Origin of the sequence: uncultured Porphyromonas sp. (assembly GCF_947254915.1) — a bacterium.
Classification (GTDB): domain Bacteria; phylum Bacteroidota; class Bacteroidia; order Bacteroidales; family Porphyromonadaceae; genus Porphyromonas.
The window spans coordinates 1-18,293 of the sequence record NZ_CAMYEZ010000025.1; the positions used below are offsets into that span (position 1 = coordinate 1).

Genomic DNA, 18,293 nt, shown 5'->3' on the forward strand with positions numbered 1-18,293 from the left:
ACGTCACAGTCCGCATCCAGCAACCATTACATATTCCCTCCCGTGAAACTTGGGATAGATGTTGCTTCGTTTGTCTTATGGCAAAGTGATTTTGCGTATTGTCGCATTCTAAAAAGGGCGGTCTGAGACTCAGACCGCCCTTTTTAGAATGTTCAGAGGCAGTTCTCTTTGCTCAACTCAATGTCAAGCTTTTATTAGTCAGTATCTTAATACTTAGAGGAATAGTTTGTGAGATTGCCCACCACCATAGAGTATATAACTACAGTGTTGAGAGCTTGGAATGTCAAGAGTACCAAAACCATTACTATCAGTTGTAGTCGTGGCTAGTAGCTGTCCTTGGACATCAAACAGGTAGTATTTACAGTCTCTTTTTGCGCCTATGAATGTCAATTCACCATCCATTAAGTTGACAGAATACTCTAGCTCTTCCTTAGTTACGGTTTCATTAGCTAGAGGAAGTGGATCTTCTCCATTTTGGTCGTATACACTCCAACCCTTTGTCCGAAGGGTTTGTACTTGATCCTCTGTAGCCTTATTGCCTTCCGTACTAGAAGTTGAATCGTAGAGGTAGATTTCTGCGAAGTTCTTTGCAGGAACACTTGGTATTGTGGCTACTAGGCGATCCATTGCCGCCCCACTCAATTGATTGTGATAGCAGTCAATACGCTCTAGCTGCACAGCTTCTGGAGAAAGGACTAGAGACTTTAGTTTATTGTCGGTTACGTAGAGTAGTGAGAGTTCTTTTTGTTGACTCACATCCAAATTCTCTAGAGAGTTGCTTCCACAGCCCAGTTCTTTGAGCTTCGTATTATGCGAAAGATCTAGGGAGGTTAGCTTATTGCTACCACAGTAAAGTAGTTCTAGGTTTGGACATTGAGACACATTGAGATTTGTGAGGGCATTTTCAAAACCCTCTACTCTTACAATGTTAGGACACCCAGTCAGATCTAGAGTCTTAATTTGGTTGCCATAGCAAGAGAGGGTCTGGAGAGACTCTCCAGCTACTTGTAGATCTGTGAGCTTGTTGCTGGCACAGTTGACGAAGGTTAACTTGGTATTATGAGACAGATCTAGCGAGGTAAGAGCATTTTGCACACAATTGACAGTCTGTAACTCCTCCAAAGCCGAGAGATCTAGTTTCGTCAATTTGTTAATCCCACAGTGAAGCATCTGTAAGGACTTCAGAGTAGACAGGTCAAGTGAAGTCAGGGCATTGCTACTTATATTAAGAGATGTGAGGGAGGGTGCGTGAGTGAAATCAGCCTCTGTAATCTCTCCCTTTGTGCACGAAAATAGTGTGATGGAACTTCCAGAGAGAATTATCTCAGAGCTTGTAATGGTGTATTCAGTAACCTTGTTGTTCTGCACGACAAGATGCTCCTTAAGCCCCGAACAAGATATATCGCTACTGCCATCAATTATCATCGAGATCTTATCTCCTACGCTCTTGGAGGTTTTGAGGCGAATGGTCTCTTGCTCTGTTGGGGTGTCATCATCACTACCAGCATATTTTTCAAAGTTGCCATCACTCCAGTCATAAGCATCCCACTGCTTTGTCTTGAGACGGGCGACATCATTCTTTGTGCAAACGTTTTGCTCGTCAGCTGCTTTTGTATTGACAATGACGAGGATGGCACCATCCATAGCACTCTTGGGGAGATTTTCAATGAGACGCTTCATACCTGCTCCACGGATCTTGTTTTGATGACACATGACCATGTTGAGCGCAGGACAACTTGCGAGATTTAGTTCCGATAGTTGATTGACTCCACAATTGAACTCCTCTAAGAGACTGCAGGAAAGATTCATTGATTGGATTTGGTTTCTTCCACAGTCTAGATAGATCAGTTTCTTGTTATTAGCCACGGATAGAGTAGTCAAGTTATTGCTATTACAATCTAGTCGTACTAGTTCCTTATGAGTAGATAGATCAAGTGTATTAATAGCATTTAGCGAGCAGTCTAGCTTTTGGAGCTTAGAGCTAGCGGTCAGGTCTAAAGCTGAAATGTGTGCTGAGGCACAGTCTAGCTCACGAATGTTGCCTGTGAGTTTAATCGTCTGACCTGTGGGTGTGTAGGCGGTCTTGCGATTAGTAGAGGCAGCAGACTCCTTAACTCCTTCGATAGTCCAGTCACCGTCAGCAACAACTTTGAGTTTGATTGTCTCAGGATGGTCGGGAGATAATGTCAGGGTAATGCACTCCTCAAAGGTCGGATTTTCTGTGCTCCCTATCACATCGGGAGTCCACCCCTTATCGATAATCAGATTTGTATGAGACTCCTTGGCCCCAGGATTCTTATCTATGAATATCTTGTAGTAGTTACCACTTTGCTTAGCAATCTCTTTGTCAGCTTGAGGCAGTGCTCTATAGACTTTGTCTAGCTCCTTTGAAGAAAAGGCACATTCAGTCAATCGCAACACCTTGAGATTAGGATTATTACTAATGTCCAGCGTAGAGATTGGGCATGCATGGAGGCTCAGTTGCTCCAAGAGGGGTAATCCATTGACATTTATATGCTCCAGCTTATTATTTCGCGCTATTATTTCTTTGAGCTTGGGGTGCTTACCAAGTGTCAAGGTCTGCAGTCCATTTTGCTGAACAAAGGCATACTCTAGTTCAGACAAGGAAGACAGGTCCAACTCTTTCAAGGCTCTATTCTTCGTACACTGTAACGTCTTAAGTGCAGGCATCTTGTCCAAAGATAACGATTTCAACTGTTCGGCATTGAGCATCAGTAGAGAAAGATTTTCAAGTGGCGCCATAGGGACAAAAGAAGAAATCCCTTGGAAACTCGAAGCGAACTTTTTGATGGACTTAGGGTTCATCTTTAGTCGTATCGTACCTCCCTTAAACTGGCCTTTTATGGCTTTGCCCATATAGACCTCTTCAGAGTCATTATCTTGTGGGAAGCTTGCTTTCTCATGATGTATGAAGACACCATCTCCCCAATCTATCTCAAATGGTTCGTCAGTCTCCATAAGCCACATGATCTCCTGGTCAGTTACCCCCGAAAATGTGATCTGAATGGTCTCAGGGGAATTGTCATTCCCAGTCTTGCTTTCGATCTCTTGAGCCCAACTTTTAGTAGGCAAAAAGAGCGCGACCATCAAAAGCGATAGCGTGTAAAATTGTCTCATCTTATAAAGCTGTTTTTGGTTAATATTATGAGGGTGAAAAAGGATACTGTTGCAATTGTAGCAGTCTCCTTTGTCTTTTTGAAATTGTCGTTAAGTTGATCTTGACCAGCGGGAATGCTAGACTCACCTGTTATGGAGGCATCATCAGCTCTGAGTTCTTGTGGCTCTGGCTGACGGAGTGATAGCTTGACCAGCTCAGCATCCTGAGCCTGCAGGCCTAGCGAGCAGAGTGCGATAGCACAGCCAGCTATGCAGACCTTGCGTAATTGAGTAATTGTTTGGATCATATTGGTTTGTATTAGTGTATAGAATGTCTTGATACAATAAGATACGCATGCATACCTTCCATAAGCGAAGATACAAAAAGAATTAATTAGCGATCGTCCTAGGCAGGGCTGACGCATTATAATCCGCTCTTCCTTGAGGGAGTTCGAGGAATATAGCGCTAAATCCTCGCTATAAAGCGGTATAGAGCCACTCTATAGCTACTCTTGCATCTCTGTTGATTCCCAACTCTACCGAGGAATTCGGGAATATCCACGGAGCAAATAAAAACTCTCCACGGAGGGGCGAAATAAAACTTCGGAAGAATGAAATGAAACTTCGGAAGAAGCAAATCAAAGTTCCGAAGAATTTTTCGTTTCCTCGGTGGAGAATCCGAAATTCCTCCGAAGAGATTCTCTATTTCCTCGAGAGTGAGGTGTCGGGCTCATCGGATGAGTAACCCTGTGTAGGGACGCACGGGAGTGTCTAGTGGGAGGGCGTCCGTTGTATCAAAGGTTACAGCACCATGGCTTTAACGAGGACGGACGCACAGATCGTGCGTCCCTACAACGGGTTACACGTCTCCCTCTAATCTCTAATTTCGTACCTTAGCGATATGAATCGCTCTCAAATGGATGAGATACGTCGTGATCCGACTCGCTGGAGAAGGCTACTACGCTACATTATGTGGTCGCTGTGGGGCGCAGTCCTTGTGGGTGTCATCTACTACTTTGTCGTAGTCTATCGAGCACCAAAGGCTGAGCCTGCTCGTACGCACGTCTCCCCTCAGACGGAGTGGCGTGATGTGCCTATCGCTGATGTGGGAGCGGGTGAAGAGTATCAGATCTTGGAGCAGTATGCTGATCTCTATCTTCTTGAGTATGTGCTCCTATATGATCCGCTCTGCTCTTGGGCTGACCTAGATGAAGAGGACGACGAGGAGGAGCCCGTATCTCACGGTGAGGCACAGGAGCACTATAGCCAGTCTGAGCGACTACCTGGCATTGTCTCGGACTGGGATCACCTCTTTCGGAAGTATGGCAATAAGTATGGCTGGGATTGGCTTGTCCTAGCTGCGATAGCGTATCAAGAGTCAAAGTTTCGTGCGGAGGTTGTCGGTATGGGTGGTGCCACGGGACTGATGGGTATTATGCCTGCTACGGGGCGGCGCTACGGCTACAGTCGTGCGAAGCTCAAGCATGCCGAGAGTTCTATCCGTGTAGCCTGTATGGCGCTACAAGACTTCGGTCGCTCCTTCGCTCATATCACCGATTCGGAGCAACGCATGAAGTTTACCCTTGCCTCTTATAACTCGGGCAGTGCGCATGTCCTTGATGCGCGTCGGCTGGCTGAGAATGCGGGCTTGGATCCTGATCGCTGGGATGACTCTGTGGAGATCTTTATGGCTCGTCTGAGCGAACCGAAGTATTACAACGATCCACTCGTCCAGCATGGTCGTGCGAACGGGGATCACACGGTGCGCTACGTGACGGAGGTCTTCAGCCGGGCGCAATCCTATAAATCGAAAGTGCAATATGCTACAACTAAATAATGTCTCTCTAAGCTTCGGCAATAGGATCCTCTTGACGGACATTTCGCTCTCGCTCCTAGAGGGTGACAAGGTGGGGCTTGTTGGGGTCAATGGGACGGGCAAGTCCTCGCTACTGCGTATCATCATGGGCGAGCTAGAGCCAGACAGCGGGACGATCACGCGACGCAATGGACTGCGCATCGGTTACCTGGCTCAGCAGCACCTCTTTGCAGAGGGTGTGCGGGTGATTGATGCGGTCTTTTCGCCACATGATCCTACGGCACATCTCGTGGGTGCCTGGCAGAGTGCTGTGGAGCGTGGCGATGCGGAGGCGCAGGAGCGACTTCTACCCGATATGGATCGTCTCTCGGCGTGGCAATATGAGCAGGAGGCGACGGCTATACTGCATGCGCTCCGTATCACCGATGTGGAGCGTCCTATGGAGCTCCTCTCAGGTGGGGAGGTCAAGCGGGTAGCACTCGCTGGGGTCTTGCTCCAGCAGCCAGATCTTCTGATCCTCGATGAGCCGACGAACCACTTGGACCTAGAGGTGATCGAGTGGCTCGAGGGTTACCTCTCACGCTCACGGCTTACTCTCTTATTGGTGACCCACGACCGCTACTTCCTCGATCATATCTGTACCCGTATCGTGGAGATGGATCAGCAGCAGCTCTACAGCTATGAAGGCAACTATGAGACCTTCCTTACCAAGCGTCAGGAGCGTCTAGAGCAAATGGCGCAAACGAGTGACCGACTAGCTAATATCTATCGACAGGAGCTGGTTTGGATGCGTGCTACGCCACAAGCACGAGGAGGCAAGCAGCGAGCCCGCAAGGAGCACTTTGCAGAGCTCTCGTCTGAGCTATCCAAGGCGCGGCAGATACTGCGTGAGCAGACGACTATTGAGCCACTTCACTCGTCCGTTCGCCTAGGCAAGCAGGTGATCGAGCTGGAGGGTGTCTCCAAGAGCTTTGAGGAGTCGAAGCCTTTGGTTCAAGACTTGGACTATATCTTCTCACGCAGAGATCGTGTCGGCATCGTCGGTCCCAACGGTTGTGGCAAGACGACCCTACTGAAGATGATCATTGGCGAGCTAGAGCCAGACAGCGGGTCGGTACTTATCGGCGAGACGGTGCAGTTTGGCTACTTCGGGCAGAAGCTACCGAGCTACGCCCCCGACAAGCGGGTGATTGACATTATCTCCGACATAGCCAGTCACATTACGGATCCTGTGACAGGGCAGTCGGTCTCAGCGACACAACTACTGCAAAGGTTCCTCTTCACCAGTGATCGCATCTATACGCCTGTGTCACTACTCAGTGGCGGTGAGCTCAGACGTCTCTATCTCTGCACCGTGCTGATGGCTAGCCCGAACCTGCTCATACTCGATGAGCCGACGAATGATCTGGACATTACGACGCTGGGCGTGCTGGAGAGCTACCTTAGCTCCTTCGAGGGTGTCCTTATTATTGTCACGCACGATCGCTACTTCCTGGACAAGCTCGTGGAGCACCTTTTCGTTTTCGAGAAGGGAGGGCACATTCGAGACTTCCCCGGCAACTTTACCCAATATCGTCTACAGCAGGAGGCGGAGGCGCAACAAGCGACTGAGCAGGCTACGACACGGGAGACCAAAGATGCGACGCCCGCAGCTAGTCAGGCGACTCGTCAAGGCAACCGTAAGAAGCGACGCAGCTATCGTGAGGAGCAAGAGTTTCAGCAACTGGAGCAACAGATCCCGCAGCTCGAGGGACGCATTGCGGAGCTAGAACGACGGATGTCTTCGGGGAGCCTTTCCAATGAAGAGTTGATCAAGGCGGGAGAGGAGATTGCTGAGGCGCAACAAGAGATGGAGCAAGCGTCTGAGCGTTGGTTTGAACTAGCTGCTATCGAAGAGGAAGCATGAGACTAAGACTACCCATCTGGCTGGCCCGCCAGCTGTACAGCCGAGAGAACCGTCGTCACAGCAAGGTCTACGCCTTGGTGCGCTTTGCGATCCCCGCTATTGCTCTGAGCCTAGCGGTCATGCTCCTCGGCATTGCGATCATGGACGGCTTTCAGTATAGTGTCCGTGACACGGTGCGTCTCGTGACAGGCGACGTGATCCTCTGCGAGTATGGCAAGCAACCGATAGACCTAGACAATGTGATCACCCTGACACCTCAGATGACGCAGCGTATGAATGAGATGCCAGAGATAGTCTCCGTGCGTCCCGTCCGCACAGCCGTCGGCATGATCAAGACCGACAGCACCTATCAGGGAGTGGCCGTCACGGGAGTAGACGACTTCACATTCCTCGAGCCACTCTGCGCCTCGGGGAACTTGTCCGACACGACACTAGCGGAGGGAGCTAACCCGATCGTCCTGCCTAAAGCCTCTGCGCAGAAGCTAGGACTAACGATCGGGGACAAGGTGGTCCTTTACTTTCTAGGAGATAGGGTGTCGGTGCGCTCCTTTACATTGATAGCGATACTGGAGCTGACCAATACGGCACAGCCTCTCGCCTATGTGACCAATGACCTGCTAGGACGTGTGGGGGGCTGGCAGCCAAATCAGTACACACGCATTGAGATCCTTGCGAAGAACACGGACCGCTCGCTCCTAGATATGGAGACCTCGCTCTCAGATAAGCTAATTCAGTCGCTCTCGGAGCCAGGTGTCACGCATGAGACCTTAGGAATCTACACTGGCACTCAGATCAATGGCGGGGTCTATCAGTGGATCGACTCGCTACGACCGAATGTACAGATATTACTGGTGCTGATGGCACTCGTAGCGGCCTTTACGATGATCAATGCGCTCCTGATCATTATCCTAGACTTGACGCAGACCATCGGCTTGCTCAAGGCGCTCGGCATGACCTACCGCTCGCTCACGACGATGAGTCTGGCGATCGCTCTGCGCATCATCGCCTGGGGGATGCTTTGGGGCAATCTACTGGCGGGCATCATCATCTGGAGCCAGCACCAGTGGCAGTGGCTCACGCTCGACCCGAACATCTACTATATCTCGCACGTCGCCATGCGCATCCGCCCTATGGCGTGGATCGTGGTCAATGTGGCGACGCTCCTGCTCTGCCTCATCCTCCTACTCCTTCCAGCACGTATCATCCAGCGGATCTCGCCGACGACGGCTCTTCGCTTCGAATAAATATTAGCTATGACCCAAGGATCTACCGCACCTCAAAGAGGAAGCTACATACAGACATTCTATCAAGAGATAAAAACTCTCTTGCTGGGCTTCAGTCAAGTGTTCCTTTTGCAAAGCCCTTTGTCGGGAGTATTGATCCTTGCGGGGCTTTTCTGCAACTCTTGGCAGCTAGCGCTCTTAGCCCTCTTGGGCTGTCTGGTCTCTAGGGCGGTCGCCTCGCTCTGGCAAGACACGAAGTCGGAGATAGCCGATGGACTCTACGGCTTCAACGGTACCTTGGTCGGTATAGCCATCGGGGTCTACTGGGAGATCAGTTGGCTGTCGATACTCCTTCTAGTGATTGGGGCAGCGTTCTCCACATGGGTGGCGCGAGCCTTCCGCCGACATGCTCAGTTGCCAGGGCTGACAGCCCCCTTTATCATCGCGGTGTGGGCGTTGCTACTCGTGAGCCTGCTAGCTCCGCAAGAGGTGGGTCTGCTTGACTCAGCCACTCAGCTGGAGGAGGGACTGCCACTGTGGAGAATGCTTGGCGTAGCGCTCGGGGATAGTGTCGGGCAGGTAATGTTTCAGGCGAATGTCTTGACGGGCGTCCTCTTCTTTCTAGCGATCGCTTGGGAGTCACGTCGCAAAGCGCTCTACACCTTGCTGGGAGCGCTCGTTCCGATGCTGGTTATTCCCTTTGTCCCTGAGACCGTGTGGCGTGAAGGCTTGCTAGGCTACAACGCTGTGCTCTGTGCCATCTACTGGGCAGGGAGAGGCGAGCGTCGCTTGCTCTACGCACTCCTGTCAGTGGTGCTCTCGGTGCTCCTCGAATTACTCGCTCTGTACGCCGGTCTGATCCCGCTGACGGCACCTTTCGTCCTATCCGTATGGGGCGTGGCGCAAGCTCAGCGATGGCAGGGCTGATGCATTACGCAAGATAACTGCACTATCAAGGAAATCGAAAGATTCCTCGGTAGAGATTTTTGATTATCCACGGAGAGAACGAAAATTCTCCACCGAGGGGCGAAATGAAACTTCGGAAGAATGGAATGAAACTTCGGAAGAAAGAAATGAAAGTTCGGAAGAATTTCTTCCTACCTCGCTGGATATTCCAAAATATCCACGGAGGAAATGTACGACTCCCCCGATAGTGACATCAAGGGGTGCGTGCACCTCCCCCGACACATCATCTCTTAACTAGAGGGTATCGCAGATAAAGAGGCTTTTACGACATTGAGAACGCTGTTTTTTGCTTGAAAATAGCACTCAAAGTGAGATTCTTGGGTGATTTTTACTGAAAACAGTTGCAGGCAATAAAAAAAACACTATCTTTGAGGCGTGAATAGGGTTGAACGACTCTAGAGCCTTGCTCTACAAGCGGTTTAAGCCATTCGCGAGAACTCACGGACAAGAGAATTTTATCACTAATCATAAACAAGTTTATATATGAATAAGACAGATTTCATCAAGGCTGTAGCCGAGAAGGCTGAGCTATCTCAGAAGGACACAAAGGCTGTCTATGAGGCTATCGTAGAGACTATCCATGAGGAGATGAAGAAGGGTGAGCGTCTTTCACTCGTAGGCTTCGGCTCATTCTACGTCTCTGAGCGTGCTGCTCGCAAGGGTATCAACCCACGCACGCGCAAGGCTATCCAGATCAAGGCTAGCAAGTCTATCAAGTTTAAGCCAAGCACGGCTCTAGACATCAACAAGAAGTAAGCACCAGCTACTCACATAGATGCCCCTAAGAGTACTATAACCTCTTGGTGCATTGATACAAAAAGAGAGGAGCAGACTCTGTGGGGTCTACTCCTTTCTTTTTGCTACTTGGTTGCTCGGCGGAAAGAGTACCGCAGGATGAGCCCCAAGAGCGTCAGACTAACGGGGAAGGCAAACCATACACCCATCAGTTGTGGTCCATTGCCCTCCAGTCCGACGCCAAAGCCAAAGAGCCACGCCATCGTGGGCGCTACAATCAGGTGGCACAGCGCAGCTGCTGGCGCTAGCACCGCCACACGGCTGATCCCCCTCAGGGCATTGGCATAGACGATCTGTAGCGCATCGCCTATCTGGTAGAGACAAAGCGGGATGAGCGCTAGATAAGTAGCCTCAGCGACCGAAAGATCTGCATTGAAGAGGCGCACCACGGGCTCACGGCACAGGACCAAGAGGGGCATCATCACCGCCGCCACAAAGAGACAGAGGTAGACACCCGCACTGGCTACGTATCGTGTCTCTCGTCGCTCCCCCTGCGCTAAGAGCGTGCTACTACGGATTGCCGTGGCAGCCCCGATGCCGTAGTAAACCATGAAGCCTAGCGTGCTAATCGTCGCAATGATCTGATGCGCCGCCAAGGCTGATGTGCTAATGCGAGCGACCAAGATGACTGCCACGGAGAAGGAAGCAGCCTCCATACCCATTTGTAGTGCCACTGGCGTACCGAGTCGCAACAGTGGCATCAGCCCCTCACGCCACGACCAGTGCAGACCTTTAACCCGCTCCAATATCTTACGATAGCGTGGCAACAAGGCGGTCACAGCTACGATCGCTATGAGCATCACCACACGACTTACTAGCGTTGAGAGACCAGCTCCGTACAAGCCCCACTCGGGGAAGCCCCCTTTGCCATAGATCAGGAGGTAGTTGAGCCCGATGTTTAGTACATTGCCCGCCAGCGTTATATACATGGGGATCTGCGTGTCACCCATCCCCTCGGTGTACTGCTTGAAGGTGTTGAAGAGCATCACCACCATAAAGCCCAAGATCTGGATACGGTAGTAGGGCAGGGCGATAGGGCGTAGCTCCTCCGATAGGTTAAAGGCGCCTAGACTTCCCTCAAGGAGGAAAAGCCCTCCGCCGATCAGCAGGGAGATCAGCAGGTTGAGCAGGAAGCTATGCCCCAAGTAGTGCGACACCTGATCCGAGCGTCCCCACTCCTTATTCGTTGCCACCAGTGGGGTCAGCCCGTAGGAGAAGCCCATGCCGAAGATGATGACCAGATTGAGGAAATTATTGACGAAGGAAGCCGCCGCCAGCTCCGACAGACTATGATGGCTCACCATCACATTGTCGGCAAAGCCCACGAGGATCAGTCCCACCTGCCCGATGATCACGGGCAGCCCTAGACGCAACAGCGGGCGAAAGTGCTCCTGACAGTTCCGATAGTACGTACTCCAACTCATATTACTCAAATCGCACCGGAAGATTAAGCGTTGAGACGTGCGAGAAACTCCTCCTCCGTGACGAGCGGGATGCCGAGTTGCTCCGCTTTGGCGCGCTTAGAGGGTCCCATGTCGCTACCCATCAGGACGAAGGTCGTACGGCTCGAGATGCTCCCCACGTTGGTCCCGCCGTGCTGCTCGATGAGCTGCTTGTATTCGTCACGGCTGTGCTGGGTGAAGCTGCCTGAGATAACGATCCGCTCGCCCTCCAGACGGTTGGACTGGGGCATGTCGGTCGCCTCCTCGGCGCACTCTTCGAGTCGGACGCCACAGCGCTGTAGCTCTGCGATCAACTGCTGGTTGCGTTCCAGAGAGAAGAAGTAAACGACCTGCTCGGCTATCTTCGGACCCACGTCGGGAAGCGCCTGTAGCTCGTAGGCAGTCGCCTGGGCTAGTCGGTCAATGCTCTGGAAGTGTCGTGCCAGTGTCTTCGCCGTGCCTTCGCCGACGAAGCGGATGCCGATGCCGTAGAGCAGACGAGCAAAGGGGCGACCCTTCGACTGCTCAATGCTGGCGAGGAGATTGTTGATTGACTTCTCCTTAAAGTTTGGCAGTTGCGCCAGATCGCTAGCGGTGAGCTTGTAGAGGTCGTCGATGTTTTCGATAAGATGTCTGTCAAAGAGCGCATCAATCGTCTCAGGGCCCACGTTAATGTCGGCAGCTCGTCGTGTGCAGTAGTGCTCGATACGACCCATGATCTGTGGCGGGCAGGCGTAGCTATTGACGCAGTAGTAGCCCACCGAGCCATCGATCTGCTGGAGTGGCGCACCACAAGCGGGACAGCGCTCAGGCAGTCGTACAGGCTCCGCCTCGGGTCGTCTGAGACTTGGCTCCACGGCGGTGATCTTGGGGATGATCTCGCCGCCCTTCTCTATATATACGTAGTCGTGGTAGTGCAAGTCGAGGCTCTTGATGAACTCCTCGTTGTGTAGCGTGGCGCGACGCACCACCGTCCCCGAGATAAGGACTGGCTCCACATTGGCCACTGGCGTGACAATGCCCGAGCGACCCACCTGATAGTCCACCGAGAGAAGCTCTGCGCGCGCATTCTCTGGCTGATACTTGTAGGCAAAAGCCCAGCGTGGCGACTTCGCCGTATTGCCGAGCGTGCGTTGCTGTGTGAGACTATCCACCTTGAGGACGATACCGTCCGTGGCGTAGGGTAGGTCACCCCGCTGCACGTCCCACTCATCTATATAATGGTATAGCGCCGACAGGTCGCTACTCTTAAACGGCGCAACGCCTGTGTCAAAGCCCATCTTCCCGAGCAACTTCATCCGCTCATAGTAACTGTCTGGCAGACGAGTATCATCGTCTAGCGCATAGAGATAGTAGCAGATGCAGAGCAGACGGCGCTGCGCCACGATGCGACTGTTCAGCGTCTTGAGCGTACCAGCAGCCGCATTGCGAGGATTGGCAAAAGGCGCTTCACCCTCAGCCGCGCGCTCCCCATTGAGCCTCTCGAACTCCTTGAAGGGAAGTAGCACTTCGCCCCGCACCTCAATGCGCCCCCTCGTATAGTCTGGATGCCCCGCAATAGAGCGCAGACGGAGTGGCACCGACTGGATCGTCCGCACATTGACCGTCACATCATCGCCGAGCGTTCCGTCGCCACGCGTCACGGCACGCACCAGCACGCCCTCCTCGTAGATGAGCGATATGGAGGAGCCGTCGTACTTCATCTCCGCCACCCACGGCACATCGTCCGTAGCTAGGAGCGTGTCGGTACGCTTGCAGATCTCAGCGATCTCATCGTAGTTGTACGTATTTGAGAGCGAAAGCATCGGGCGCTCGTGCGCCACCTGGACGAAAGCATCGTTTCGATCCCGCCCCACACGGAGCGATGGCGAAGTGGGGTCTGCAAACTCTGGGTGCTCTGCCTCCAACGTCAGGAGTCGCTGCATCAGCGCATCGTAGTCCGCATCGCTAATGGTCGGAGCGTTGTCTAGGTAGTAAGCGCAGTTGTGCTGCTCAATGGTTTTGCGCAACTGCTCAATCTCTAGCTCTGTACTATTGAGTGTCATAAGGGGTTTACTTTACTTGGTCAAAGGGGGTACGATTCGCAATGGCGCTCCCGAGTGTCACCTCGTCGGCATACTCAATCTCATCTCCGATAGAGATACCCCGTGCGATGAGCGAGACCAGCACACCCGTAGACTCTAGACGCTTATATATATAGTAGTTGGTCGTGTCGCCCTCTAGGGTCGAGCGTATGGCGAGGATCACCTCACGGACAGGCTCCTCCTGGACACGCTCGTAGAGCGACTCGATCTCCAGGTCGTTTGGCGTGATGCCATCTATCGGAGAGATGATCCCGCCCAATACATGGTAAAGGCCTTTGTAGCGGTGCGTCTGCTCGATGGTCAGCACGTCCTTCACCTGCTCAACGACGCAGACGGTGCTCTGATCACGCTGTGGATCAGAGCAAATGTCGCAGAGCGGGCTATCGCTGATACAGTGGCACCGCTCGCAGTAGCAGATCTTCTGGCGAAGGTCTATAATCGCTTCCCCCAAATGCTGCGCATAGGAGGGAGGCTGACGAAGCAGGTGTAGCGCCATACGCATAGCCGTCTTGCGTCCTATGCCAGGGAGGAGGGAGAGCTGATCTACAGCACGCTCGAGCCATTGAGAGGGGTACTGATCATTCATAGTCTATTAGGTCGCCACAAAGATAGCAATTAGTGAGGAGACTCCTCTAGTGGTACTAGGAGTACTAGTAGCACTAGTGACCCTAGCCAACGGTTAACAACCACTCCTCCCCCCTAAGGAAATCCGAAATATATCGGTGGGGATTTCAGAATATCCAGCGAGCAACGAACAAATTCTTCCGAACTTTCATTTCATTCCTCCGAAGTTTCATTTCATTCTTCCGAAGTTTTATTTCGCCCCTCCGTGGAGGATTTTCATTTCCTCGTGAGCTATCTCAGATTTCCTCGGTGGAGGTTGATTTGTTCGGTCACATACATAGACCGATTGCTACTTAACCTTATCGCAGGTTCACACCACCAAGTATAGAGTTGCCTCTTATTTCCGATAGATTCCTTACCTTTGGGTTCAATAGAGATCAAAGCACTCATGACCTCTCTCCTGGACGGTCAAGCTTGCCATAACGATTAAGTAATCTACGCTCACAATTAACAAATACAGATATGAAGCACATTCTAACCATCTTACTATCTCTCGTCGTGGTTACCATAGCTCAGGCTCAGCTCCCACAGGTTGAGCTCAAGGATCTACAGAACAATGTAGTCAACACGAGCGAGCTCAGCAACGAGGGCAAGCCCTTTATCATCTCATTCTTCGCTACCTGGTGCAAGCCTTGTCTGCGTGAGCTCAAGGCGATACACGAGGAGTATGTAGACTGGCAGGAGGAGACAGGCGTCAAGCTCATCGCTGTCTCTATCGATGAGGGGCAAAACGCCGACCGTGTCAAGCCTCTAGTAGATGCTCTAGGCTTTGACTACGAGGTGCTCCTAGACCCCAATGGAGACTTCAAGCGAGCTATGAATGTCAATATGGTACCTCACGTCTTCGTCATCGATGGCAAGGGGCGCATCGCATTCTCTCATAGCGGATACACCGAGGGCGGTGAGCAAGAACTCATTGCAAAGGTGCGTGAACTGCTACAAGCCTCCGCTGAGTAGCTACAACCTGCTAATATCTAAAAGAGGAGCGCTCTAGCCCCAATGCGGTGTGCTAGACGCTCTCCTCTGAGATAATCTACGAATCTCCTATTTAACCTTCTCTTAGACACTGACTATATGAGACAGACGCTACGCCTAGTACGACTCCTCTGCTTTCTAACCTATATTAGTATCGCTGGACTATCGGAGCTCACGGCTCAAAGTGATAGCGAGTGGAAGACTTGGAATAAGTTCTCCCCCTCCTTTAGTATACAGAGCGACATGCTCCTTTCGCTAGATAAGAGCAAAACGGATAGCTACAAGTCGTGGATGGGCAATAGCTACATCACTGGCACCATACGCAATAACTACCTCGAACTGGGACTACGCTACGAAGACTTACTACGCCCGATGCCTGGTCACGAACCCGAGCAGGGACGAGGTATACCACACCTACACCTCAAGGGATTCATCGGCCAGTATGGCGAGGTGACGCTAGGAGACTTCTATGATCAGTTTGGCTCTGGAATCCTCTTCCGTAGCTATGAGGAGCGCACACTCGGCATTGACAATGCCGTGCGAGGAGTGCACGTAGCCCTCACACCCTACGATGGAGTACGACTCAAAGGCTTCACGGGACAGCAACGCAACTACTTCGACCGCTCCTTCCGTCTCTTCCGCAAGGAGCGAGGCTTCATATCGGGGGGCGATGGAGAGCTAGCAATCCATCAGTGGGCACCAGCGATGAGAGACCACCAGATGACTCTCACGCTGGGGGGCTCTTATGTCAACAAGGTAGAGGGCGATGAGGTCATCCCCGTAGAGACTCCCGCAGGTATGACTGGGGCGATGCGACTCAACCTGCCCCATCAGGTGCACGCCTTCGGAGGACGCGCTAAGTTTACACTCGGAGGCTGGGTGCTCAATGGAGAGTACGCCTACAAGAGTAGCGACCCCACAGCGAGCAACCACTACATCTACGCACCAGGCTCGGTAGCGATGCTCTCAACCTCCTACTCACAGCGTGGACTGAGTCTACTACTACAAGCGAAGCGTAGCGAGAACTTCAACTTCCTCTCCGCACGCTCGTCCGTCGGTACGCCACTTCATATCAATCACCTGCCAGCTTTTACCGCTAATCACACCTATACCCTCGCAGCGCTCTACCCCTACGCTACACAGCCCGAGGGCGAGTGGGCACTCCAGGGAGATGTGCGCTACACCATACCGAGAGGTACTCTACTAGGTGGCAAGTACGGCACGAGTTTGCGCATCAACTATGCACATATCCGAGGACTCAAGAGCGTTGCTACCGAGCGGCTACCGCTAGGTACCGAGGAGAGCAAGCTTTACGGCACAGACGGCTACCAGCACCCCTTCTTTGGGATGGGAGAGCTCTACTACTCCGACTTCAACTTCGAGCTAAGCAAGAAGGTCTCTCGCACGGTCTCTCTGACCTTCGAGTACTATCATCAGATCTACAACCAGCAGGTGGTCGAGGGACACGCAATCAATAGCCCGCTCGTCTATAGCAACATCTTCGTCCTCGACGGCAAGTTCAGACTATCTCCACGCTACACACTACGCACCGAGCTACAATATCTAAATAGTCGTCAAGCTGAGGGGAGCTGGCTCTTTGGGCTAGCCGAGCTATCCGTAGCACCGCACTGGATGCTCACCCTCTCTGATCAGTACAATATAGATGCCACCAAGGAGCACTACTATATGGGCTCACTTACCTACGCCAAGGGCAATCATCGTCTACAGCTCGGATACGGACGTACACGCGCTGGGGTTAATTGCTCGGGAGGTGTCTGTCGCTATATGCCAGAGACGAAGGGTATATACCTAAGCTACAACGGATCCTTCTAGCGCACCAATACCTTACATTCACGCATTTGACTATAACATCAAGATGAAACTATCTACACGCTATACCATCCTCTCTGCTCTAGCCCTGCTCCTTATGGTCTCTTGCAAGCCTATGCCTGAGAGCGAGCGACTTATCCCCAATGAGATCGAGACCACCAGCGGTCGATCCGTACTCATCGAGGACTACAGCGGTGTGGGCTGTATCAACTGCCCAGAAGCTGCCCAGAAGATCACCCAAGCTGCTGAGACTCATGGTGACAAAGTCGTCATCGTAGCACTACACGGGCGCAATATTGGTTCTGGCACTAAGCCAATGGAAGACCCCAAAGAACTATATAGTCCCGAGGCAGCCACCTACATAGAGCGACTTAAGGGGGTAAACTCCCTACCCATCGCTACCTTCAACCGTCGTCCGGTTGCCAGCAACGGCGACAAGCCCTTTAGCGACAGCTTTACCCTGTGGCCTGCCGAGATGCAGTCCTGCCGGAAGCTCCCGCAGCTCTACAAGATCGACCTGCAGGTCTCTGAGAGCGATCGCAAGGTGACGACCCGCTGCACCGCAACGGCTCTAGAGTCAGCGCCCCAAGGGACAGCGCCCGAGCTATACCTACAGCTCTGGCTCATCGAGGACAATATCATAGCTCCTCAGCACCTCAAGGGAAAGGCCGAAGCTGACGCTAACTACCAGCACAATCACATCTTCCGTCAGACGCTCAACGGCATCGATGGAGAGGCTTACCAGATCGGCGAGAGCTACGACAAGACCAGCACCATCAAGCGCGAGATCATCGTGCCCGACCACTGCTCCGTCGTAGCTATCCTCTACGACCACAAGACAGGCGAGGTGTACGAGGTCACCAAGAAGCCTCTAAAATCACTGTAAGCCGAGTTCATCGGTATGGCGCTTTTTACCAAAAGGCCATATGGATGTTGCACATATTGATGCTCAACGCACCGAAACACGTCTTGTCGTAAAGCTTAGGCTAAGCCGTGCGGTCGCATTTGATCATTAAATCTACGAGGAAGTGCTGAGCTGACACACTATAAAAGTAAGCTCTTCAAAAGTCACTACGGAGGAAATTAAGGATTCCTCCGTAGTGATTTTGTATTATCCAGCGAGATACGAACAAATTCTTCGGAACTTTGATTTCATTCTTCCGAAGTTTCATTTCATTCTTCCGAAGTTTTATTTCGCCCCTCCGTGGGGAATTTTCGTTTTCTCGTGAGCTATTGGGAAATTCCTCGGGAGAAATTGACATCGGCAGAGATGTACGAGTAGCTATAGCGTGAGTCTATAGCGCTACGGAGCAAGACACACCTCAGTTGTCATCAGGCTTAGTGCCTAGAGTACAGAGGCATAGCGCGTCAGCCCCTGAATTAATCGCCTAGAGAGGGCGGATATTTTTCAGAAACTTATTACCTTTGCGAGCTTGCACACGTTTGTGCAACGAGACAACCAAACTAACAAGACTTTTATGAAACGAAATCTATTATTCCTCTACAGCCTGCTCC

13 protein-coding genes are annotated in these 18,293 nt (G+C 51.9%); 8 read left to right on the forward strand and 5 right to left on the reverse strand.

All coding sequences use genetic code 11. The features are described from left to right. Window positions 1–213: 213 nt before the first annotated feature. Together Q0X57_RS02865 and Q0X57_RS02870 are read right to left on the reverse strand one after the other, a co-directional pair. Window positions 214–3,138 (reverse strand): hypothetical protein, encoded by a 2,925-nt coding sequence (locus Q0X57_RS02865; protein ID WP_297727339.1) that lies wholly within the window; start codon window positions 3,136–3,138, stop codon window positions 214–216. After that, the gene (locus Q0X57_RS02870; RefSeq protein WP_297727342.1) at window positions 3,135–3,425 is read right to left on the reverse strand and encodes a hypothetical protein; all 291 of its coding nucleotides are present in this window, start codon (window positions 3,423–3,425) and stop codon (window positions 3,135–3,137) included. The genes Q0X57_RS02865 and Q0X57_RS02870 overlap by 4 nt, the downstream gene beginning before the upstream one ends. A gap of 593 nt (window positions 3,426–4,018) precedes the next feature. Here Q0X57_RS02870 and Q0X57_RS02875 point away from each other — a divergent pair. The 5 genes from Q0X57_RS02875 (at window position 4,019) to Q0X57_RS02895 (ending at window position 9,784) form a co-directional block, all read left to right on the forward strand. Further along, a complete protein-coding gene (locus Q0X57_RS02875; RefSeq protein WP_297727345.1) occupies window positions 4,019–4,954 on the forward strand; it encodes a transglycosylase SLT domain-containing protein in 936 nt (311 codons plus the stop codon). Beyond that, a complete protein-coding gene (abc-f, locus tag Q0X57_RS02880; protein WP_297727348.1) occupies window positions 4,938–6,839 on the forward strand; it encodes a ribosomal protection-like ABC-F family protein in 1,902 nt (633 codons plus the stop codon). The genes Q0X57_RS02875 and abc-f overlap by 17 nt, the downstream gene beginning before the upstream one ends. After that, window positions 6,836–8,083 carry an ABC transporter permease gene (locus tag Q0X57_RS02885; RefSeq protein ID WP_297727350.1) on the forward strand — a complete coding sequence of 416 codons (1,248 nt, stop codon included), beginning with the start codon at window positions 6,836–6,838 and terminating at the stop codon, window positions 8,081–8,083. The genes abc-f and Q0X57_RS02885 overlap by 4 nt, the downstream gene beginning before the upstream one ends. A gap of 120 nt (window positions 8,084–8,203) precedes the next feature. Further along, window positions 8,204–8,989: an urea transporter gene (locus Q0X57_RS02890; RefSeq protein ID WP_297727353.1), complete on the forward strand. Its 786-nt coding sequence runs from the start codon at window positions 8,204–8,206 to the stop codon at window positions 8,987–8,989. A gap of 522 nt (window positions 8,990–9,511) precedes the next feature. Then, on the forward strand, window positions 9,512–9,784 hold the full coding sequence (locus tag Q0X57_RS02895; protein WP_297727356.1) for an HU family DNA-binding protein: 273 nt from the start codon (window positions 9,512–9,514) through the stop codon (window positions 9,782–9,784). 104 nt (window positions 9,785–9,888) lie between these two features. On the opposite strand, the gene Q0X57_RS02900 is transcribed toward Q0X57_RS02895, so the two are convergent. The 3 genes from Q0X57_RS02900 to recR are packed head-to-tail and all read right to left on the reverse strand — an operon-like array spanning window position 9,889 to window position 13,935. After that, a complete protein-coding gene (locus Q0X57_RS02900; protein ID WP_297727359.1) occupies window positions 9,889–11,247 on the reverse strand; it encodes an MATE family efflux transporter in 1,359 nt (452 codons plus the stop codon). A 23-nt stretch (window positions 11,248–11,270) separates the two neighbouring features. Then, window positions 11,271–13,310 carry an NAD-dependent DNA ligase LigA gene (gene ligA, locus Q0X57_RS02905; RefSeq protein WP_297727362.1) on the reverse strand — a complete coding sequence of 680 codons (2,040 nt, stop codon included), beginning with the start codon at window positions 13,308–13,310 and terminating at the stop codon, window positions 11,271–11,273. A 7-nt stretch (window positions 13,311–13,317) separates the two neighbouring features. Further along, window positions 13,318–13,935 (reverse strand): recombination mediator RecR, encoded by a 618-nt coding sequence (gene recR / locus Q0X57_RS02910; RefSeq protein WP_297727365.1) that lies wholly within the window; start codon window positions 13,933–13,935, stop codon window positions 13,318–13,320. Window positions 13,936–14,435: 500 nt separating this feature from the next. Between recR and Q0X57_RS02915 the strand changes: the two genes are divergently transcribed. The 3 genes from Q0X57_RS02915 (at window position 14,436) to Q0X57_RS02925 (ending at window position 17,664) form a co-directional block, all read left to right on the forward strand. Beyond that, the gene (locus Q0X57_RS02915; RefSeq protein WP_297727368.1) at window positions 14,436–14,930 is read left to right on the forward strand and encodes a TlpA disulfide reductase family protein; all 495 of its coding nucleotides are present in this window, start codon (window positions 14,436–14,438) and stop codon (window positions 14,928–14,930) included. Window positions 14,931–15,047: 117 nt separating this feature from the next. After that, the gene (locus Q0X57_RS02920; RefSeq protein WP_297727372.1) at window positions 15,048–16,781 is read left to right on the forward strand and encodes a DUF6029 family protein; all 1,734 of its coding nucleotides are present in this window, start codon (window positions 15,048–15,050) and stop codon (window positions 16,779–16,781) included. 43 nt (window positions 16,782–16,824) lie between these two features. Continuing rightward, entirely contained in the window at window positions 16,825–17,664 is an 840-nt protein-coding gene (locus Q0X57_RS02925; protein WP_297727375.1) for an Omp28 family outer membrane lipoprotein, read from the forward strand. Window positions 17,665–18,293: the final 629 nt, after the last annotated feature.